Annotated in this window: 12 protein-coding genes; all 12 read left to right on the plus strand. The window is 52.9% G+C overall.

What is annotated here, in order from left to right; genetic code table 11:
• Positions 1 to 224: 224 nt before the first annotated feature.
• The 12 genes from KQX66_RS30635 to KQX66_RS30690 all read left to right on the plus strand — a co-directional run bounded on the left by KQX66_RS30635 (position 225) and on the right by KQX66_RS30690 (position 22807).
• Entirely contained in the window at positions 225 to 1613 is a 1389-nt protein-coding gene (locus tag KQX66_RS30635; protein ID WP_216797171.1) for an ABC transporter substrate-binding protein, read from the plus strand.
• A 19-nt stretch (positions 1614 to 1632) separates the two neighbouring features.
• Positions 1633 to 3516, plus strand: a complete 1884-nt coding sequence (locus tag KQX66_RS30640) for a cache domain-containing sensor histidine kinase (protein ID WP_216797172.1) — start codon at positions 1633 to 1635, stop codon at positions 3514 to 3516.
• An 11-nt stretch (positions 3517 to 3527) separates the two neighbouring features.
• Positions 3528 to 5135: a response regulator transcription factor gene (locus tag KQX66_RS30645; protein ID WP_216797174.1), complete on the plus strand. Its 1608-nt coding sequence runs from the start codon at positions 3528 to 3530 to the stop codon at positions 5133 to 5135.
• A 161-nt stretch (positions 5136 to 5296) separates the two neighbouring features.
• Positions 5297 to 6640 carry an ABC transporter substrate-binding protein gene (locus KQX66_RS30650; protein ID WP_216797175.1) on the plus strand — a complete coding sequence of 448 codons (1344 nt, stop codon included), beginning with the start codon at positions 5297 to 5299 and terminating at the stop codon, positions 6638 to 6640.
• Between the two features lie 56 nt (positions 6641 to 6696).
• A complete protein-coding gene (locus tag KQX66_RS30655) occupies positions 6697 to 7581 on the plus strand; it encodes a carbohydrate ABC transporter permease (RefSeq protein WP_253957546.1) in 885 nt (294 codons plus the stop codon).
• Complete coding sequence (locus tag KQX66_RS30660; RefSeq protein ID WP_216797179.1) at positions 7578 to 8393, plus strand: carbohydrate ABC transporter permease; 816 nt, start codon at positions 7578 to 7580, stop codon at positions 8391 to 8393. Before KQX66_RS30655 ends, KQX66_RS30660 begins: the two co-directional genes overlap by 4 nt.
• A gap of 131 nt (positions 8394 to 8524) precedes the next feature.
• Complete coding sequence (locus KQX66_RS30665) at positions 8525 to 10168, plus strand: 3-keto-alpha-glucoside-1,2-lyase-like domain-containing protein (protein WP_216797181.1); 1644 nt, start codon at positions 8525 to 8527, stop codon at positions 10166 to 10168.
• A 91-nt stretch (positions 10169 to 10259) separates the two neighbouring features.
• On the plus strand, positions 10260 to 12038 hold the full coding sequence (locus KQX66_RS30670; protein ID WP_216797183.1) for a glycoside hydrolase family 2 protein: 1779 nt from the start codon (positions 10260 to 10262) through the stop codon (positions 12036 to 12038).
• Between the two features lie 283 nt (positions 12039 to 12321).
• A complete protein-coding gene (gene loaP, locus KQX66_RS30675) occupies positions 12322 to 12897 on the plus strand; it encodes an antiterminator LoaP (RefSeq protein WP_216797185.1) in 576 nt (191 codons plus the stop codon).
• A gap of 138 nt (positions 12898 to 13035) precedes the next feature.
• Positions 13036 to 16302: an ACP S-malonyltransferase gene (fabD, locus tag KQX66_RS30680; RefSeq protein WP_216797187.1), complete on the plus strand. Its 3267-nt coding sequence runs from the start codon at positions 13036 to 13038 to the stop codon at positions 16300 to 16302.
• 52 nt (positions 16303 to 16354) lie between these two features.
• Positions 16355 to 17596 carry an FAD-dependent oxidoreductase gene (locus KQX66_RS30685; protein WP_216797190.1) on the plus strand — a complete coding sequence of 414 codons (1242 nt, stop codon included), beginning with the start codon at positions 16355 to 16357 and terminating at the stop codon, positions 17594 to 17596.
• A 39-nt stretch (positions 17597 to 17635) separates the two neighbouring features.
• The gene (locus KQX66_RS30690; RefSeq protein ID WP_216797193.1) at positions 17636 to 22807 is read left to right on the plus strand and encodes an SDR family NAD(P)-dependent oxidoreductase; all 5172 of its coding nucleotides are present in this window, start codon (positions 17636 to 17638) and stop codon (positions 22805 to 22807) included.
• Positions 22808 to 22825 lie beyond the last annotated feature (18 nt).

Here is a 22825-nt window from a genome sequence, read left to right on the forward strand (position 1 = left end):
GCGGCGGTCCGAGGGATTTCCTGTATGTGGGGTCCTCGAAGATTTTCGCAAATCAAGACTGAATCAAGGAGAGTCGGCTCGCAATGCGGCAATTGCAGTTGCAAAGGAATAGATGGCAAAACAGGAACCACGTTCTCCTCGGCCCGGCACTTCTTCTCACGCTTACCGTACTATCCGCTTGCGATCGTTCAGACGCGGAGTCAGCTAGCGGCGCAACCCCAAGATTGCGGGATAAGAGCCTGGCCGCAGAATATTCGGAGCCTGTAAAGCCTGACGAGAATGGGAATAGGGTAGTACAGGTTTTCGGCGTGGAGCTTAAAGATTTGGACGGGGGAGGCACGTTGAAGAAGCAGTATGCAGGACAAGTGCTCCAGGTTGGTACGAAGGTCGAGGAGCTGCGCAACGGGCTGGAAGCCGCCATCCCGTATTTCGAAGAGGCTTCCGGGGCCAAAGTGGTTCTGACGGCACTGCCCGATGAAACCTTTACTGCCGAAATGGAAAAGGATTTGTCCCGGCTGCATCGATTCGATGTCGTCCTGGTTCCTGGAGCTTTCGCGCACAGCTATGCTCAGAGCGGTTATTTAAAAGAGCTGTCCTCGTTCATCCAGGATAAAGCAGTTGTCAGCCCGAATTTGGATTTGGACGATTTCATCCCAAGTCTGCTGGATCATTACGGCTATTACAAAGGCAAATTGTATGCGCTTCCATATAAGCCGGATGCACAGATCTTATTTTACCGTAAAGATTTGTTCGAAGATATCCGCAACCGTGAGTTGTTTCAGAGCCAAACCGGGAAGCCGTTGAAGGTGCCGGACACGATCGACGAGCTTTATGAGACGGCCCGTTTCTTCACTCGGGCATATCATCCGCAATCGCCGGTTCTCTATGGCTTTAATATGATGGGGAAAGCCGATTGGTCGCGGTGGACGTTCACCAACCGGCTTGGGGCATACGGCGGCAAGGATGTCGATAAGGATTTCAAGCCGGGATTCCATAATGAGGCAGGCGTTCAGGCAATGAAGACTTACGTCGAGCTGGGGAAATACGTCCCTCCCGAATATACCGAATACGGCTGGATAGAAGCGAACCGCAGGTTCATTGAAGGGGATGTGGCCATGATGGAGCAGTGGCCGGGCTTAAGCAAAGCGGCTGAGGCGGCCGGTTCCCGGGTGCAGGGCAAGATTGGTTACGCTGTCGTTCCCGGTGCAGGAGGCGTTAAATCGCCGACCATGGGGGCATGGACGATGGCAGTTGCGAATAACCCGCTCCGCCCGGAGAGCTCCGAGCTGGCTTATAAATTTGCAGAATACGTAACCGGTAAAGATGTGGAGCTCTTGAAGATTCCCTCAGGAAACGATCCTACGCGCAGCTCGAATTACCGCAGACCGCAGGTGGCTTCGGCCAACCCCATCTATCCGGTGTTGGCCGAATCGTTGTCAAGATCAAAGGTATCGGCCGACCCCGATGTCCCGTTCGTGATTTCCAAGCTGAATGCAGCGCAGGAGGCCGCCGTGCAATCGGTTATCCGGCATAAGGCCAGCCCGGAGCAAGCCGTTGAGCGAATGGCGGAGCAATTTGAAGAAGTGATCCGCGAAGCCGGGTTATATGAATAGGCGAAGGAGGAGCTCCGAAATGAAGCGGCTGCGACTCGTTTGGGAACGATTCATGTCCGCCCAAGAAGCATTTTACCGTAAATTTCAAATTAAGCATCGGCTGCTGAGCTCGTTCCTGCTCGTTTCTGTCGTTCCTCTTGCCATCGTAGCCTTATTCTCCTTTTGGTATTCCTATGCCGACGCCAAGGAGAAGGTCGGCTACTACTCGGTGCAGCTTACGAAACAAATGCAGTTGAACGCCGAACAGCTGCTGGCTGACTACGATCAAATCGCCAATACGATGATGAAATCGGACGTCATTCAAAATGAGTTCAAAAACGTCGGCTCTGCAAGCGAGTTGGAGCGCTTTGCCGTAGACGATAAGCTGGATCGGCTTCTATCGTCCCATATGGTCAGCAAATATGACATCGATGGCATCACCGTCATGCACATCAATGGCCGGTATCGGATGTTCGTCGGAAACCGGATGGTGCCGGGCCAGTATCAATCGACGCAGTTATTTTCCAAGACGTTGAACGAGGCCGGGAAGCCGCTATGGCTACCTCCGCATGACAATGAAGTCGCCGGGGTGTTCCGGACCCCGGAGAAGGTCATTACGTATTCCACCCTGCTGAAGGACCGATGGAGCGGCAACGACCTGGGTGTCATTGCCATTGCGATCAAGCCGCAGTTGCTCGCGAGACTGTTTGAGGAACAAGAGTTCCTTGAGAACGGCGATGCTTTTATCTTCGATGACAGCGGCACCTATATTTATAACCGCAATGAGCAGCTGCTGGGCGGCAGAGCGGAGGATGACAAGCTTCGGGAAATGATTTTCCGCTCCCCATCGGGCGAGGCCGGATCGGAAGGAACCCGCCATTATTTTGATTATGAAAGCGGCGGCAGCAAGTTTCTTGTGTCGTATACCAAGCTGAATTCGAACCGCTGGGCGATTGTCAGTATGGTTCCTTATGCCGTGCTTATGAAGAAAATCAACCTGATTTTACAATTTACCATAGCGATTCTTATCGTCTTTTTATTATTCGCGGTGTATATCGCTCTGACCGTTTCTTCGAGCATTTCGAACGCGATCCACGGGCTAATGGGGTCTTTCCGGCAGGTGGAAAAGGGAGATTTCCACATTCGCGTGGATGGCTCAGGCAACGATGAGGTCATGAAGCTCGGCGCGATGTTCAAGCGAATGGTCGATCGGCTGAATCATTTGATCCATGAGCTGTACCGTACGAAGCTGATGAATAAGGAAGTCCAGATACAGGCCTTGAAGGCACAGATCAACCCGCATTTCTTATACAATACACTCGAAACGATCAACAGTATCGCCAGAATGAAACAAATTCGGGAAATCAGCGAAATGACCCGCGCCCTCTCCTCGATGTTCCGCTATAGCATCAAGGGCGATCAAGACTTTGTCACGCTCCGGGCCGAGCTGGAGAACATTGAAAATTATATGAGTATTCTGAAGGTACGGTTCGGCGCCAAGATCAGTTTGCACCTGAGCATACCCGACCGGTTGTACGAGGCCAAGCTGCTTAAGTTCATCCTGCAGCCGATTGTGGAGAACGCCGTTCGGCACGGTATTGAAATGAAGAAGGGAAGCGGGACGGTGCATATCCAAGCATGGGAAGCGGATGAACTGCTCTTTTTGCGGATCGAGGATGACGGCTTAGGGATAACGGAAGAAAAGCTTCGGGAGCTGAACAATCGGCTGAAGCAGGAGCTTGAAATATACGATTACAGCGGGAGAGGTATCGGTCTCTGGAATGTCGTGGACCGGCTCCGGCTGTATTACCGGGATCATCACCGCTTTGAAATAAATAGCAGGCTGGGAGAAGGAACGGCGGTCACGCTGGCCATTCCGCTGCACCCTGAAGTCCCGCCGGCCTTATTTACACCGACCGTCTAGGAGGGGGAAGCATGTACAAAGTGCTGCTCGTTGAGGATGAGCATTATATAAGAGCTGGCCTGCGCACCGCTTTGGACTGGGAAGCTTACGGTCTCACGATTGCCGGTGAGGCGGAAGACGGAGACGAAGGATTACAAGCTGCGCTCGCGCTCAAGCCTCATATCATTTTTACCGACGTGCGCATGCCTGGGATGGACGGGCTTCAAATGGCCGAGCGCATCTTGCATGAGTTGCCCGGGACCAAAATTGTTCTTGTCAGCGGTTATGACGATTACGCTTATACACGTCAAGCCCTGCTGCTTGGATTATGCGACTATTTGATTAAGCCCATTGATGAGGAGGAGATCGCTTCCATAGCGGCCAAGCTTGCCGCCCGGCTTCAGGAAGACGAAGAGCGTAAGCTTCTGGAAATCGAGCAGCGCTATACGTTGAACCGCAGCCGCAAGCTTCTGTTCACCGGGCTTCTTAACGAATTTGTCCTCGGGAACGGGGACATATTGCAAGCGCGGAAGTTCGAGGAATTGGCGCCCTGGTTTGGCTATGCGGAGTATCAAGCGGCCGTGCTGCGGGTGGAGAATTATACTCAGGCCAAAAGAGACCATTACGCCGGAGATGAGGAGTCCGTCTGGTTCACGATCGACAATATCGGCTCAGAAATGATGGATAAGGATACGCTGCTGTTCCGTAAACTGGACATGCCGAGCGAGTTTATATTCATTCGCGGCTATGAACGTGAGGATGAAGGGTCGCATCCGGAACAGTTCAACCGTCAGTGCGAGGAGCTCGTGAAAGTCATCGGCGGCTTCCGCAAAATGGTCGTAAACATGGGTTTGGGCAGTGTAGTCACAGCTACAGCACAGATCAGCCGGTCATTCCATGAAGCGGTCTTGGCGCTGCAGCAATTGGACTTGCGTAACGGCTTCAAGGTGGAGGCATACCGAACTGATGCGTTGCGCGCTGAGCCGGCTTGTGCGAAGCCGTTCGTCGAGCGGCTCAAACTGGATCTCGCACAGCTGCACCCGGCCCGCGTTGAAGATTCGATCCGCGGCTTGTTTCGCGCGCTTCACGACGAGCGAACTGTACCCCGCGGCGAGTTGTACCGGCTCCTTTCAAGCCTGCTTCGGATGACGGAGCAATCGCTGGCCGCGAATCGGCCGGAGGCCGGGCAGCGATTTTCGCAGTATGAGGATATGAGTACGCTGATCCGGCTGGAATCGCTGGATGAGATGGAATCGCGGCTGCTCGGAACGATGCTGTACCATGTCGATATGGCTAAGAAGTTCAGCATTACAGGACCTAAGGAGGCCATACGGATGCTTAAGGAGTACGTTACCGCCAACGTTACCTCCGAAGAGCTGACCCTGGGTGATTTGGCCAAAAAGTATTATATGAGTCCTTATCAAATTTGCCGTCTGTTTAAATCGGAATACAAGGAAAATCTCCAGCAGTATATGATCCGGCTACGTATGGAGAAAGCCAAGGAATTACTGAAAACAAGTCAGCTTACCGTACAGGAGATTGCCGGCTTGTCGGGGTATTCCGATGTCAAGTATTTTTTTCGTATGTTCAAAAAACAAACGGGCTGTACGCCGGCGGAGTTTAGAACGAGCCACAGCTGAATTTTACGATAGGAATGAAAACCTCTCGATCCGATTCGAGCGGTTTTTTTTGTGCAAGAAAGTCCACCCTGATATGCAAGGTTATCCCATTATGTGCTCCGATTGAAGGTGCTAGACTGAAGTCGAGATGGAAATACAGCAACCTAGAGGGGGAACCGTAGATGAAGAAGAAATGGGCTGCAGCGGCCGTAAGCACGATTTTGTCCTTATCCCTGGTAGCATGCAGCACGGCTGGAACAGGCGCAACCAAGGATGCAGCGGGAAAAACGGGGGCGGGAGCGGATCGTCCAGGCGCAGCCGGAGACAAAGCGGTCGAGATCACCTACTGGAATTTATTCGGCGGCGGAGACGGCGATTTTATGGATGCGATGGTCAAAAAGTTTAACGAAACGCATAAAGATTCCATTAGTGTCAAGTCGGTTCGCTTGGAGTGGGGAGAGTATTACACGAAGCTGAGCGCGGCCATCTCCAGCGGAAGCGGGCCCGATGTGGCTGTATCCCATGCTTCCCGTCTGCCCGAGCTGGTCGGCAATCAAGAGGTAACGCCGCTTGAGGACATCGCCAAGCAGGCCAATGTGAACTGGGGCAGCTTTAACGAAAATATTTTGTCCGGTACGGAATTTGCCGGCAAGCATTATGCGATACCGCTGGATACACACGCGCAGGCATATTTCTACAATAAGAAGCTTCTTAAAGATTACGGGTTGCTGGGAGAGGACGGCAAGCCGAAGCTGGAGCCCGGCACGGAAGGTTTTATGAAGTTTCTTAGCGCCATTAAAGAGAAATCGGGCGGCAAAACGATTCCGCTCACCCTTCCAACAGCGCAAGGCAGCGATATTTACTGGCTCTGGTGGACGTTGTATAAGCAAGCAGAGGGAGAGAGCCTGTTCTCAAGCGACGGCAGCAAGGCAGGCTTCAATAACGAGCAAGGCAAGAAAGCGCTCCATATGCTGGATCGCTTGATTCACAAGGACAAAGTGCTGCCTGGCAATTTGACTCCTGACAATTTCCAGAAGCTGTTCGAGCAAGGCAAGGCTGCTACAGGCGTCATGGGCGTTTGGGCAACAGGAGCACTGGAAAAAACAAAGGGTTTGGATTTCGGCGTTATGCCGGTGCCGACGATTCTGGATAAGCCTGCGGTATGGGGAGATTCCCACACGATCATCCTGCCTAAAGCCAAAAATCCGGATGCGAAAAAACAGAATGCAGCGGTTACCTTTGCCGATTGGTTGTCGACGAACGGCGCCATGTGGTCTCAGGCGGGGCATATTCCGGCGAAGAAGGACGTACTCCATACCGATGAGTTTAAGAAGCAGCAATATCGCTCCGACTACGCTTCTACCACGGCGAACAATGTACGCTTTTTCACCAAATCACCGAAAATCGGACCGGTTGGCGATGAAATGACGAAAGTGTTCAATGAGTTTGCAAGCAGCGGCAAGCTGAATCCGGATGACGCGCTGACCAAAGCCGAAGCGGCGGCCAATAAAGTGTTATCGAAATAAGCGGAAGAAGGAGGGCGGTGCCCTCCGTTTTTCTCATCATGAAAGGGGTAGGCAACATGAGCCGATGGCGCTTGCATACGGCAGCCTACGCGCTGCTCCTGCCGTTCCTGTTGTTCTATGTGTTATTTATGCTGGTGCCGCTCGGGTTGGGGCTGTTCGTGAGTCTATACCATTGGTCGTTCTCAGGCGAAAAGCTGTTTGTTGCAATGAGCAACTACAAAGACCTGCTCATGGATAGCGAATTCTGGGCTTCGTTATGGCATACGTTTTACTTCGTTATCCTTTCGACGCCTACGCTGGTCGTACTCGGATTGCTGCTGGCACTGCTTGTGAATCTGAAGCTGAAAGGCTCCTGGTTGTTTCAGACGGTTTATTTTTTGCCGAACCTGTTATCCATTGCCGTCGTCACAGCCGTGTGGAGCATGATGTTCCAGCCCTATACAGGCCTTATTAATGCGGCCTTGCATTTCTTGGGGATGGAAGAGGAAATCTTTTGGCTGACGGACCCGGGCTATGCCTGGTATTCCATTCTGACAGCTACAGTGTGGTGGACCGTCGGATTTAATATGATCCTGTTTCTCGCAGGTCTTCAGGAAATACCGAAAGATCTGTACGAGGCGGCGAGTCTGGACGGAGCGGACCGGAAGCGGCAGCTATGGTATGTGACGATCCCGATGCTTCGCCGTGTAACGGTACTCGTGACCATGCTTCAGGTCATCGCCTCCTTCAAAATTTTCGGCCAAGTATGGCTGATGACCAAGGGCGGACCCGGCAATGCAACGAGAACGGTCGTGCAGTACATTTACGAAACGGGCTTCCGCCAGCAAAATATGGGTCTCGCTTCGGCCATGAGCTACGTGCTGATGATCGTGACACTGCTTATCGTCATGCTGCAATTCCGGTTGATGAATGAAAAAGAGAAGGCAGGTGGCGCTTCATGAGATCGCTTCGCTTTATCGCCTGGCTGATCCTGTTCGTTCTGGCTTTGGTCTGGGTGCTGCCCGTAGTGTGGATGCTCGCGACTTCCTTTAAACCGGAAGGAGCGGATCTGCTGTCCATGATCGAATGGTTCAAACCGCCTTATACGTTGGACAATTATGCGAAGGTGAACGAACAGGCTCCGATATTCCGGTGGACGTGGAACAGCTTCGTCACCTCCGGCACTTCCACACTACTCATCCTGCTTACGCACTCGTTGGCGGCATACGTGCTGTCGCAAATTCCGTTTCGCGGCAGAACGACGTTGTATTGGCTTATCGTCTTGGGATTATTGATCCCGACCGAAGCGATGATCGTGCCTTTGTACTTGCTGATGGACAGCCTGCATCTCATTAATACGCTCGCTTCCATTGTGCTGCCTACCGTGGCAGCGCCCTTAGGGGTTATTATCTTGAAGCAGTTTTTTGACGGCATCCATAAAGAATTTTCCGAGGCGGCGCGTCTGGACGGTTGCGGGTACTTACGGATATGGTGGCATATTTATCTGCCAATGGCCGTTCCATCGCTCACCGCAGTCGGAATTTTTTCCTTCCTGGGGGCGTGGAACAACTTTTTCTGGCCGTTCCTGTCGCTCTCCGAGCCGGAGAACATGACTCTGCCGGTAGGCATTCCGATGTTCCAAAGCTCGTACGCGGTAGATTACACCACACCGATGACGGCGAATTCTCTCGCAACGATTCCCGTGTTGATTCTGTTCCTGCTGCTGCAAAAGCATATTGTCAAGGGAGTGGCATTAACAGGGATGAAGAGCTAAGGAGGTGGTGCCAACCGATCATTAGCATTAAAAAACCAACCAGAATGAACTTGGCGTTGTTTTCAGAGCATCCGTGCAGTTCCGTCAGGTCAACGTACGGAATGAGGATGAAACGAGGAGGCTGGTCGTTCGTGAAAAAGAAATGGTTAACCGTGTTTGCCTTGTTAATGACATTGGCGCTTGTCTGGGGCGCTTTGCCAGTATTTGCGGCAAACGGACCGATCGTTTGGGAGCCAAATCCGGCTATGGTGACCAATATCAACACCTTTACGGATGCAGGCAAAGACGCAAGGGGAATATCTCCCGGCACCTTCGGCTCGGAATATCCCCGTATGCTGAAGCTTGCCAACGGGGATTGGCTGGCCGTCGCAGCCATCTACGACAACAACGGCTACACCAAGGTAACGTGGGGCGGAACCCGTTTACAAGTGTTCAAAAGCACGGATAACTGCCGCACGTGGACATTGTCCGCTACCCTATGGGAGGATGGCCGCGATCTGGACAACGGGCAAATGATCCAGCTCCCGAATGGAGATCTGCTCCTGGCCATGCGTTCCGTCCGTTGGCAGGAATCCTACCAACTGCGTGTATACAAAAGCACGAATGGAGGAAGCAACTGGTCGTATTTGAGCACGATCGATGAAAATAACGGCTCCCCCGGCAGCCTTGGCAATCCGGATAAAGGCGTGTACGAGCCGCACTTTTATTTCCTCAATGACGGCTCCCTTGCGGTCATGTATGCAAATGAGAAGCATGTGAAGGAAAATCCTTCCTACAGCCAGCTGATTTCCCAGAAGATTTCAACCAATGGCGGAGCCAGCTGGGGGAATGAGATTTATGTGGCATGGGATCCGAACCATTCGGCCGCCAGGCCGGGTATGCCGGTATGGACGAAAATGGCGAACGGTCAGTACATCGTCGTGTATGAGGTGTGCGGTACGCAGAACTGCAACGTCTTTTATAAGAAATCCGGCGACGGCAAGACATGGGCCAGCGGCATCGGGGCGCAAATTCCGAACCAGCTGGGAGGGCCCTATATTTTATCTCTCGTCGACGGCAGGCTGGTCGTCACTTCCAACTCAAATACCGTCTCGCTCAGCAACGATTTCGGCGCGACGTGGTATACGAACGATACGCCTGCATTCGGCAACAGCTTGTGGGCATCGCTTTACCAGACCGGAACGAATGAGATTGCATTGATCAATTCGGTGAACCGCAGTGTAGGCGGACATAACATACAGGTGAGGTTCGGCACGTTAACGGGCAGCTACCTGAACGATTTCAGCGGCAATGACAACGGATGGACGCATTATGGCGGTGCATGGAGCGTCTCGGGCGGTAATTATCATGTCACCTCGGCAAGCGCAGACAAGTCGGTCTTAACCCCATGGCCTTCGAAAGCCAACTATACGCTGGAAGGGGATATCAGGCTGAACAATGCCGGACAAGGAAGCCTGATCTTCAACGTTTCGAATCCTGCGACAGGCGCCGACAACTTCAAAGGTTACGGCGCAGGGATCGACTCGGGCGGTATCGTATGGCTGGGGAAGTTTAATAGCAGCTACACGCAGTTGGGGCAAGCCAATGTACCGATTGCGGTAAATGCTTGGTATCATGTCAAAATTGTCGTGAACAACGGCAGTCTGAAATTTTACGTCGGAGACATGTCGACGCCGAAGGTGACAGCCGCCGATTCCAACTTTACTTACGGGACGATTGGCGTTCGCGGCGGTTTCGGCAACAGCGTCAGCTTTGACAATTTCAAGTTGAATTAACGGATAGGGACATGCGAACCGAAGCGGTTATCGGCTTCGGTTCGCCTCCCGCTAGTTTCGAACACATAGAGGAGAAGAGGAGATTACACTTATGCAGCAGCCAAGACCGGAGTATCCACGCCCGCAATTTGTAAGAGAAGAATGGTTCAATCTGAACGGAGCGTGGGAATTTGCTTTCGATGATGCCGGTTCCGGCGAACGGGAACGGTGGTATATCCCTGGCGGAGATTCGGCGGAAGCGGCGTTTACTCATACGATCAACGTGCCTTTTTGCTTCCAAAGCCCGTTAAGCGGGATTGGCGATCCTTCGATTCACGACACGGTTTGGTATCGCAAGAAGATGACTCTCCCGGCATCGTACTTAGATAAAAGAGTGCTTCTGCATTTCGGAGCGGTGGATTACCGTGCATCGGTGTGGGTCAACGGACAGCTTGCGATGACGCATGAAGGCGGCCATGTTCCGTTCGAGGGGGATATTACGGACTTACTGAAGCATGGCGAGAACCATATTGTCGTCAAAGCGGAGGATTTCTCGCGAGACAAGCGACTGCCCAGAGGCAAGCAATTTTGGGAGGACAAATCCCGGATGATCTGGTACACCCGCACGACAGGCATTTGGCAAACCGTATGGATGGAAGCAGTGGAAGCGACTCATCTGAAGAGGGTTTGGCTGACGCCGGATATCGATCGGGACGAGATTCAACTGCGCATCGGCGTTCAAGGCAGAGCGCACGGGATCGAAGTCAGCGTGAAAGCTGTCATTACCTTTCAAGGTGAGCATGTGACAACCGAGACGTTCCGGATCAACCATGATCTCGAAAGCCGATCGATCGGCTTGAACGATTTTCACGACCATGGGATGGGCAGGCTGTGGAGTCCGGAAACCCCGAACCTGTATGATGTGGAATTTATTGTTTTTGTCGACGGCGTGGAGACCGACAGGGTCAAATGCTATTTCGGCATGCGAAAAATATCGATTGAGCATGGGAAGATATGCCTGAATAACCGGCCTATCGTCATGAAAATGGTACTTGACCAAGGGTATTTCCCTGACGGTATTTTGACGGCTCCAACCGATGAAGCGATTCGCCGGGATGTGGAGCTGACGAAAGCGATGGGGTTCAACGGATCGAGAAAGCATCAGAAAGTGGAAGATCCGAGGTTTATGTATTGGTGTGACAAACTTGGGCTCCTGGTATGGGGAGAGATGGCGAATGCCTACGATTATTCCGCTCAGTATGCTCAAAGGTTCGCACAGGAGTGGCAGGAAGCGATCCTGAGGGACTATAACCACCCCTGCATCGTAGCTTGGGTACCGCTGAACGAGAGCTGGGGCGTGCCTAATATTCTGATCGACCGCCGTCAGCAGCATCACGCCCAGGCGATGTATTACATGACCAAATCGTTCGACGAGCATCGGCCGGTTATTTCTAATGACGGCTGGGAGCATATGAAGTCCGATTTGTGTACCATCCACGATTACGAGTGGCGCGAAGAGGTGCTTACCGAACGGTACAGCACGGCTCAAAATGCCGTTCATTCCATGCCGGCCAACCGGCGGATTCATGTGGGCGGCATCAGCTATGCAGGCGAGCCTATTTTCTTGTCCGAGTTCGGAGGAATTTCTTTCCGCAAAAGCCATTGGGAAGGGTGGGGTTATTCGGGGGCAGCCAGCGAGGAGGATTTTCTCAAGCGTCTGACCGCGGTAATGCGTCCGGCGCTTTGTTCTCCTGTACTGCAAGGCTTCTGTTATACGCAGTTGACCGATGTTGAGCAGGAAATTAACGGATTGCTGACTTATGATCGAGTACCGAAGGTACCGCTTGAGCAAATTAGGGCCATCGTTGAAGGCACCGCCTGGACATCATAAAGCCGGGCGTTCCAGGCCTCATGAACTAGAAGGCAGGATGTCGAACGTTATAAAGTAAAATTGCCCATAAAACTCATAGAATCGCACATGTTCAACGCCCGACAGCATTCTTACAATAGTAGCTGTGGCGATAGAGTAACGCTCAAATAATTTGGGATAATTTGACGATAATCGATAAAATATGATAATCTATCCCATATAATTACATAGATTAAATATTTTAGTGTTACACTAAATTCATGTTGACTTCATAATTTCAATAAAGCATGGAAGGGGAGAAGTGATGGATTGGTATGCATTATTTGTCGAAACGGGAAAAGAAGACTTTGTTCGCACGAGAATTCGCCATGTTTTTGACGAATCGGAGCTCAATGCGATCGTGCCGAAGCGGAAGTTGCAGGAACGCAAACAAGGAAGGGCATACGAAGTTTGCAAAACGATGTTTCCCGGTTACGTGCTGATTAAAACCCGGATGAACGTGAATTCTTACTATGAGCTAAAACAAATTCCGAAGTGCTATCGGCTTTTAAATAAGTATAACAGGATGGACATAAAAGAGAGCTTGCAGGAAAGCGGTATGGATGCCGAGCAGGAATCGAACTTATTTTTCAAAATTGAAGAGCAGGAAATGGCTTTAATTACGCAGCTTATGGATAGTAACGCAACGATCGGATATTCGACTGTATATGTAGAAAACTCAAAAGTGATCGTTTGCGACGGCCCGCTTAAGGGTAAGGAAGCAATCATCGAGAAAATCGATAGACGCAAGAATAGGGCGCGAATTTCACTGGAGTTCATGCGGAAGAGAGTATGCTTTGATGTAGGGATTCATGTGTTGGATATGCTTGGGGTTCATTGAACTCTGTTTGGTGCAGTTTCCAAAATTCAGAAGTGAATCCAAACGATGCTTCGGTACGTTGGAGCAGCTCTGATGACATATAACGCGTTTTCGTAGTGTGTATATTACATACAGATGACAGGGCGAAGCTATGCCGATATGGAGGGATCTGCGCTGGAAAAATCGGTTGTATTTATGTTCTCGGGCCAAGGGTCTCATTACTACCAGATGGGCAGGCAGTTGTTCGGCAGCAACGTTCGCTTTCAAAGTACGATGTCCGAGCTGGACAAGCTGGCGATTGAACTGAGTGGAGAATCCATCGTGCAGCATCTTTATAAGAATGGTTCTGCCGGTACATCCTTCACCAGGACGCTGATCTCTCATCCTGCTATTTTTATGGTAGAGTTCGCATTGGCTCAAGCGTTAATAGCTGAGGGGGTGCGGCCCGATTACGTGCTTGGCAGCAGTCTGGGCGAATTCGCTGCCGCTGCGGTATCGGGCATTTTATCCGCGGAAGATGCGCTTAGATGCGTCATTGAGCAGGCAAATTGCTTTGAGCGGCATTGCAGCCCGGGTTCTATGGTTGCTGTGCTTGCCCATCATTCATTACTCGAACAAATCCCCGGAATCGAACATTGTACGCTGGTGTCCGTCAATTATGACGGGCATTTTGTTATTTCCGGACCGCATGAAGCCCTCTCGCACGTCGGGAGCTGGTTGGCAAGCAAATCGGTGGTCAGTCGGATTCTTCCGGTATCGTTCGCTTTCCACTCCAGCCTCATTGATCAGGCGGAGCGTTCTTACGTCGATTATTTGAGCCGGTTTACCTTTCAAAAGCCGCGAATTCCCTACATGTCTTGCTTGCTCGGCGGCTTTGCCAGCGAAATAGAGCAGGATCATTTTTGGCAGATCGCCAGAAAGCCTATACGTTTCCGCGAAGCGGCGGAGAAACTTGAAGCGCTAGGTCCGCACAACTATGCGGATGTGGGGCCGGGCGGCACGCTGGCCGGATTCGTCAGACGGAATTTCAAACCCGATTCATTATCGGAAACGTTTATCATATTGGCCCCTTTCATGAAAGAAGAAGAAGGTATGCGGAACCTATGCGCAAAATTTCGAACAATTGAACCCGTTGTCCAAGGAGGAAGGCGCGTCATGAAAGCGTATGTATTTCCAGGTCAAGGATCGCAGTTTAAGGGGATGGGCCAACATCTTTTCGGGCAATTTCCGGATCTCGTTGCAGTCGCAGACGATGTACTGGGCTACTCTATAGCGAATTTATGCTTGCAGGATGGCGAAGGACGGCTGAACCGTACGGAATATACGCAACCTGCTTTGTACGTCGTGAATGCCTTGACCTATTATCAGACTTTGCAGGAAATCGGCATATCTCCGGATTATACGGCCGGTCACAGTCTGGGCGAGTTCAACGCGCTGCTCGCTGCGGGGGTGTTCGACTTCGCAACCGGGCTGCAGCTGGTTAAATTCAGGGGGGAGTTAATGAGCAAGGCTGCCGGCGGCGGCATGGCGGCTGTGTTGGGGCTTGCCTATGACAAGGTGCGTCAAGTGCTGCGGGACCATCGGCTGGAAACGATCGATATCGCCAATATCAACAGTCCTTCGCAAATCGTACTATCCGGACCCAAAGACGATATCGTCGCAGCGCAATCCGTTTTCGAATTAGCCGGAGCCGGCAATTATGTAGTTTTGAATGTAAGCGGCGCATTTCATTCCCGCTACATGGAATCGGCTAAGCGGCAGTTTGCGGATTATGTGCGTCGTTTTGCATTTGCTGCACCGCATATTCCTGTTATTTCCAATGTGCGGGCCAGACCTTATACCGCCGCAACGATTGTTGAAAATATGGTGGAGCAGATCACATCTCCCGTGCAGTGGACGGACAGCATCCGCTATATGATGGGCAGAGGGGTCGAGGATATTGTTCAAATCGGCCCCGGCTCTGCTGTCGCCAAATTGGTGCATGCCATTCAAAGAGATGCGACCCCTCTTGTCGTGGAGGAACACGAACAGGAAGGAATTGAGGCGGAGCCGAACGGCGAGGAACAGGCTGCCGGACATCCGCAGCTTTTCACCGCGGATAATTTGGGCTGCGCCGAATTCAAAGAAGACTACGGGCTGAGGCTGGCTTATATCGCAGGCGGGATGTACGGCGGCATCTCCTCGAAGGAAATGGTCGTACGCCTTGCGAAAGCCGGAATGATGGGGTTTCTCGGTACCGGGGGAATGCGAATCGCCGACATCGAAGCCGAGCTGTTATCCCTACAGCGGGAGCTTGCGGACAACCAGCCCTACGGTCTGAACGTTGTGCATAATCAGAGCCAGCCGGAAATGGAAGACGCTATTGTGGATCTGCTCTTGAGACGACAGGTTACCCGGGTGGAGGCCAAAGGTTTCTTGACCATGACGCCGGCGCTCGTAAGATATCGGACAATGGGCTTGTCCCGCAATCGAGACGGCGGCATCGCATCGTCGCATAAAATCATCGCCAAATGCTCCCGGCCGGAAATCGCGGCATTGTTTATGAGTCCCGCTCCCGATCCTATTCTAGACAAGCTGCTCCGCGAGCGGAGCATTACGGAGGAGCAGGCCGAATGGGCAAGAAGCGTGCCGATGGCGGACGATATTTGTGCGGAAGCGGATTCCGCGGGATATACGGACGGTGCGGCGGCGATGGCACTGCTGCCGGCCATGCTTGCACTTCGCGAAACGATGATGGCCAGACACCGGTATGCCCGAAAAATCAGAGTCGGAGCGGCGGGAGGGATCGGAACTCCCGAGGCCGCTGCGGCTGTTTTTGTCATGGGGGCGGATTTCATCCTGACGGGGTCCATCAATCAGTGTACCGTGGAGGCCGGCACGAGCGCGGCGGTCAAAGATTTACTTCAGCAGATCAATGTGCAGGATACGGCATATGCACCTGCCGGAGAGATGTTTGAGCTCGGAGCGAAAGTGCAGGTGCTCAAAAAAGGCGTTTATTTTCCGGCCAGAGCCAATAAATTGTACGAGTTATACCGCCAGCACGACAGTATTGACGAGATCGACGAGAAGACGAAATCGCGGCTTCAGGAGCAATATTTCAAAAAGAGCTTTGAAGACATCTATACGGAAGTCAAGCAGACGTATAGCGCGGGAGAAATTGAGCAAGCCGAGCGAAGCCCGAAAGCGAAAATGGCGTTGTTGTTCAAATGGTATTTTTCCCATGCAACGAAGCTGGCGCTGCAAGGAGACGCGGAAGCGAAGGTCGATTACCAGGTGTACTGCGGGCCGGCTTTGGGAGCGTTTAATCAATGGGTGCTTGGAACTCCGATGGAACGTTGGCAGCAAAGGCATGTCGATGTCATCGGTGACACATTGATGAAGGAGACGGCACAGCTTCTGAATCGGCGTTTGTTCCGCACCGGATAAGCATAAATCGGGATCAAGTAAAATCAATATCGCGTATGCGAGGAGTGAGAGTATGCAGATCGACACGGACGTATTGATTGTCGGCGCAGGAATTGCAGGTGCGACATTGGCGCTTGCCCTAGGCAGGAAAGGCTATAACGTTACGCTGATTGATCGTTTAAAGCGATTCCAAAACATACCGAAAGGAGACTTTCTTCAACCGGTTACCATCGATATTTTGAACGGATTGGGAGTGCTGCCCGACATTAGCCGGCACTGCGCTACGGTAACAAAGGTCAACTACGGTACGATAGGCGGCGTCAAGTGCTTTACCGGAAACTACGCCGACCTGGATATGCCGGTCAACTATGCACTGAACGGGGAGCACCGAAAAATACACGAGGGCGTTATCAATGCGGCAACCGCTCTTCCGAACGTCCGTTTTTATCCCGGCGTTAACGCCGAGAAGCTTGTCTATGCGAATGGCAGGGTGGCGGGAGTTGTGGCTAGTTCGGACGATGGGACCTTGACGATCTCCTGCAAAGTGCTGGTGGGCTCGGACGGCATCAAATCGAAGATCAGGGAGCAGCTTGCCCTGAAATACAATCTTTATCCTTACGAAGAGAAGAAGGCCAAAATGTTCGTTTTTACGCTTCATACGGCAACAGCTCCGGAGGCCGAAGCCAGCTTTTATTTTGGACAGGGCGTCAGTTGCGGCGCATTTCCACTGCCTGATAACCGGGTTCGGGTGTATTTGGCTCTCCGCAAAGACTTATGGCAGAAAATCAAAGGCGAAGGTATCGAAGCTTTGCAGGCACTGCTGCATTCCCTATACCCCAGGCTGAAAGATGAGGTGGCCCAAATCGCCGACTTTAAGCAGGTTCAGTCCGTACCGGCCTTTTATTTGCATACTCCAAAATGGGCGGTGGACGGAGCTGTTCTGCTGGGAGACGCTTGTCATGCTTTAAGTCCGGCGCTCGGACAAGGGATGAATTTGGCGATCCAAGGGGCGATGGAGCTGGCGGGCACGCTGGAAGCGGCGCTGAGCACCGGCGATTATTCCGAAAATACGCTGCGTTCGTACGAAAAGAAGAGGCGAAAATACGTCCGGTTAATTCAGCAGAACAGTACTGCCCACACGTTTTGCTGGTTTATGAAAAACGCAGCTTTCGTCAAAATGCGCAACGCCGCCTTCCGTCGAATGGGAAACTGCCCGAATTTGCTGAAAGAGCAAATGCTCACGACATCCGGGTACAGCGATAAACCGCCCTCGCTTTCCCATCTGCTCCGCTTCGCCGGGCTGATGAAGCCGTGACGCTTACGACGAAGTCCAAGTGACGGAAAGGAGAGGAGAATGACGTTGAATCGTGTGGATATCGCGGTTGTAGGAGTGTCTTGCCGGTTTCCCGATGCCGATGGATATCGTCCGTTTTGGGCAAATCTTGTGTCCGGGGTGAATTCGATCCGCGAAATTCCCCCGGACCGATGGAATGTAGATGATTACTATTCCCCGGATGTCAATGAAGCCGGTAAAAGCAACAGCAAGTGGTGCGGTTCGCTTGATAACGTGTATGACTTTGATCATCGTTTTTTTTATCTATCGCCCCGCGAAGCCGGCAGTATGGACCCGCAGCACAGATTGCTGCTGGAGGAGACGTGGCGCTGCATCGAGGATTCGGGCATCCCGCTTCGGTTGCTTCAGGAACGGGTGACTTCCGTGTACGCGGGAATCATGTCGCCCGATTATCTTCAGGAGCTGAGCGGTTGCGGCGCGTCCGCAGCAGACAGCTATGCCTGCCTGGGCACCTATGAGAGTCTGCTCGCCAATCGTATCTCGTATGCATTCCATTTGCGGGGAACGAGCATGCCCGTCAACGCGGCCTGCGCCTCATCGCTGGTCGCCGTTCATGAAGCCCGGCGCGCTTTGATGCAGGGAGAATGCGATTACGCTTTCGCTTCAGCGGTGAATTTGAATCTCCATCCTTTGAAATATATTTCTTTCTCCAAGTCGAGGATGCTGAGTCCGGACGGGCAGTGCAAGACGTTCGACAAAGATGCCAACGGTTACGTTCCGGGAGACGGGGTAGGCGTGCTGCTGCTGCAGCGGCTCGATCAAGCCGTGGAGGAAGGCAACCGCATCTATGGTATCGTCAAAGGTTCCGCCGTCAATCACGTCGGCAAAAGCCCGTCTATAACGGCGCCGAAAGTCCAAGCGCAGCGCGATGTCATTCTAAGCGCATACAAGTCGGCAGGCATTCGTCCCGAGACGGTGACGTATGTCGAAGCGCACGGGACGGGAACTTCGCTCGGCGATCCTATCGAAGTGGAAGCTTTAACCCAGGCATTTCGCGAGGATACGGAAGACTGCGGATTTTGCAAAATCGGCTCGGTCAAAACGAATATCGGCCACTTGGAAAGTGCGGCGGGGATGGCAGGAATCATTAAAGTTCTCATGATGATGAAACATCGGACCATCCCTGCATCCCTTAACGTGAAGGTGCCGAATCCGATCATCGATTTCGCGGCAACTCCTTTTGAGATCGCAACCGAGTCAAGCGAATGGCAGAGCAGGGAAGAGGGGCAGCCGCTGAGAGCGGGGGTCAGTTCATTCGGTTTCGGCGGAGTCAATGCGCATGTCCTGCTCGAACAATACAAGGAAGCGCCGAATGCAGCCAAAAAAAGGAAGAGCAAGAGCGGCAAAGCCGCTGCTTCGGCTGGCGGCAGGCTGTTCGTTTTATCGGCCAAAAGCGAGGAAAGTCTGAAGCGGATCATCGCCGATTGGAAGCAGTGGACGGCAAGCGCGGAGTTCATGAATGAGGTGGAGATGGACGATGTATGCATGTCGCTGCTTATGGGACGCGAGTCGTTCCTATACCGGTTTGGCGGGGTGGTTGAGAGCAAGCAGGATCTATGCGCGATGCTGGAAAAAAGCGCCGGCATCGCGCGCGCAGCGGAACAGCTCTGGTGTTTGCACGTTGACGATCCGAAGTGGCAGGGCTATAAGGATATCGGTTGGAACGGGGCGGAAAGTGCTCTGCTGAAGAGGAAAGAGGAACGATTCATCGCCGTCCTTAGGAAGCTGGGGGTAGAGAGCGGCATCGCGCGCGGGTTTTATGACGATACGTGGAGCGGCGAACATCGGGAACTCTATTTGTTTGCAGCCGGTTATATTCATGCGTCGGCTCTGATGGAACTTGGATGGTCTCCGGCCTGCGTGGCAGGAGCGAAGTCGGGAGCATGGGTCAGCCTGGCGGTCAGCGGCATGCTCTCCCTCGACGACATCGTTGCCGTCCTTACCGGTCATAAGAAGCTCGACGACATCCAACCGGGAAGGCCGTCCATGCCGCTGTATATATCCGGCGGACAGATGCTGATGCCTTATGCTTTTGATGAAGCGTATGTAGAGAAAATCGTCTGCGCGCTGAGGCATATAGCCGATAACCGGTACGACGGCGTGCATGCGCAATTGATGGACAAAGCAAAACAGCTGTATGCGAATCAATACACGTTTAAAACTTTGATGGATGAGTGGCACACGGCGATTCAATCCGTCACAGGGGCGAATAGCCAAAGATGGCTGGATGAAGGGGCTGCCGGAGTTACCGCAGCGGCTGAGCTTTCCAACCTGGCAGAAAGGAAGCGGCTGTTGATGCTGATGATTGCAAGTTCCATCCAAAAATTGAACCGGAAATGGGACTTGCAGGAGCAGCAGCAATTTGATCATCCGCCGTTTTATGAACTGCTCGATTTGCTGGCGGACGATATGATCACGAAACATACGGCGGTGCGGCTCGCTGCGGACGGCTATCACGATTTTCAGGAAGCGGCGGACTTCATGAACCGCAACTGGAGCAAAATGAAATCGAGCCGCCCCTATTCGGTTATTAAAGAACATAGCAGGCTTTTCGGCGTTGTCCATCATACTGGACAATGGCTGGAATCCTTTATCCACGCGGATGACGATACGGATCAAATCTTGTCGGCTGCAGCGGCGCAGATGGAAGCAGGGGCGCCAATGACCTGTCTGAAGCTGGACCGGCCTTTCATGGAGAACGCGCTCAAGCTTTGGCTCTGCGATTCGAATATACGCTTGACCAAGCTGAATAGTGAAAAAAAGTATACCAAAATCAGCTTGCCGCTTTATGCTTTTCAGCGGAAAACGTTTCGTTTGCCCAAGCATCCGTCCGTTCAGGGGGCAGGGGCGGAGGGCCCCGTCATGCTTCATCCTCTGCTGCACCGAAATTGCTCCGACGCGCATAAACTGCAGTTCAGCTCGGTCTTCAGCGGGCGGGAGTTTTTTATTGCCGATCATCAAGTGAAAGGCAGTAGGGTGCTTCCCGGCGCCGCTTATTTGGAAATGGCCGGAGCGGCGGTGCGGCAAGCCGGAGGCCTGCTTGCACAAAGTCAAGAAGGATTTACGCTAAGAAATGTCGTTTGGATGAACCCGATTCGCGTAGACCAGGCGGTCACGGTTCATACCGCTCTATACCCGGACAATAACGGCGACATCCGGTATGAAATTTATTACGAGGAGCCGGTGGACAATCGGACTATCGTATGCGGATGCGGCAGGGCGTCCATACAGACAGCCCTCGCCGGGGCCAATCTGAATATTCGTGCTGTGCAGACACAAGGCGGCGGCCGATTGTTGAGCGCTGCAGCTTGCTATGAACGATTGCGAAAGCTGGGCCTTGAGTATGGGCCGAGTCATCAAGGTATACAAGAAATGTACTTGGGGCGGGAGCAAGCTCTTGCCAAGCTGGCGCTGCCGTCCTGTATTTGGGAAACAGAAGGACAATATCGGCTACATCCAAGTTTGCTGGATGCAGCGCTCCAAGCGGCCATCCTCTTTGCGGGTGGAGATCGGCAACCGGGCGCGGCAGCGAAGCCGCCGCTTCCATTTGCGCTGGATACGTTAGAGCTGATACGTCCGTGCACGCCGCGGATGTGGGCGTATATTCGGTACAGCAGCGGCAGCTCCAGAGGCGACAAGGTGGAGTATCTCGATATTGACATGTGCGACGAATCCGGCGCATGCTGCGTGCGGATCAACAGATACACCTCCAGAAACCTCGAAGGAGAATTGCCGCAGCGGCAACTTGCCGGCGATTCGTCGTCGGAGCTGCCTGAAGACGTGGTGCTCTTGACACCGGTATGGGACACCTATCGGCTTAAAGCCGATGTCGCACCGGTCCTCTTAAAGGATCGCATGATCGTCATTGGCGGGAATACGCACGATTGGAAGTCGATTCAAAAGCGTTATCCGGGTGCGTTGGTCATTGCCGCAGCGGCGGATTACACGGTTGACGAATTGGCTCATAAGCTGGAAGCTTGCGGACCCGTCGATCATCTCCTCTGGATTGCACCTGCTTCCCCTGGGGACACGGCAGCGCAACTCTCGGGCGAAGCGATGATCTTAGGGCAGCAGCGGGGAGTCATTCAACTGTTTCGACTGGTGAAGAGCTTGCTCCAGATCGGTTACGGGAGCAAGCCGCTACAGTGGACTGTGCTCACGTTCCAGACACAGCCCGTTCATAAAGCCGATCGCGTCGATCCTGTTCATGCCGGCGTTCACGGGCTGGTCGGGTCGCTCGCCAAGGAATATCCCGGCTGGCGCATTCGGCTTGCCGATCTGGAGGCCGCTGCCGAACGTCCGTGGGAGGATTTGTTCGCGCTTCCGGCGGACCCGGCGGGTGGCGCATTCGTTTATCGCGGCAAGCAATGGCATAAGCGGGTGCTGGTGCCGGTCGCATGTCCGGCGCCAAGCGGTTCGGCCTACCGGCGCGGAGGCGCATACGTTGTCATCGGAGGCGCGGGCGGACTGGGGACTGCATGGAGTGAATACATGATCCGCACGTATCAGGCCCGTATCTTTTGGATCGGCCGAAGGGAGAAGGATGCGGACATCGAAGCAAGCTTGCAAAGGCTTGCGCGGTATGGCTCCCCGCCACAGTATATATGTGCGGATGCGGGGAACCCGGAAGAGCTGCACCGCGCGCATCAAATCATTAATGAGCACTGTACGCGAATCCATGGTGTCATCCATGCCGCGATCGCTCTGCTGGACAGCAGCATAATGAAAATGGACGAAAGCCGATTCCGGGCCGGATTGGTTGCCAAAGCGGATGTTTGCGTCAGCATCGATCTCGTATTTCGTCACGACGACCTTGATTTCGTATTGTTCTTCTCCTCCATGAATGCCTTCGCTACGCCCCCCGGCCAAAGCAACTATGCAGCCGGATGCGCGTTCAAGGACGCCTTTGCGCATTGGCTTGCACATGAACGCGCCTATGCGGTGAAAGTGATGAACTGGGGATACTGGGGAAGCGTCGGAGCCGTGGCTTCCGGTGATTACCGGAAGCGGATGGCGAAGATGGGAATCGGGTCCGTAGAGCAGCCGGAAGCGATGTTGGCGTTGGAAATGCTTCTTAAAGGGCCTTTGCATCAATTAGGTCTTATCAAGACGGAAGGCGGACGCGACCCATACCATATCCATCGGAGGGAATTGGTTACCGTACATCCATGACACATGGCGCGAGGAATG

The sequence above is a fragment of the Paenibacillus oleatilyticus genome (assembly GCF_018998565.1).
GTDB classification, from domain to species: domain Bacteria; phylum Bacillota; class Bacilli; order Paenibacillales; family NBRC-103111; genus Paenibacillus_G; species Paenibacillus_G oleatilyticus.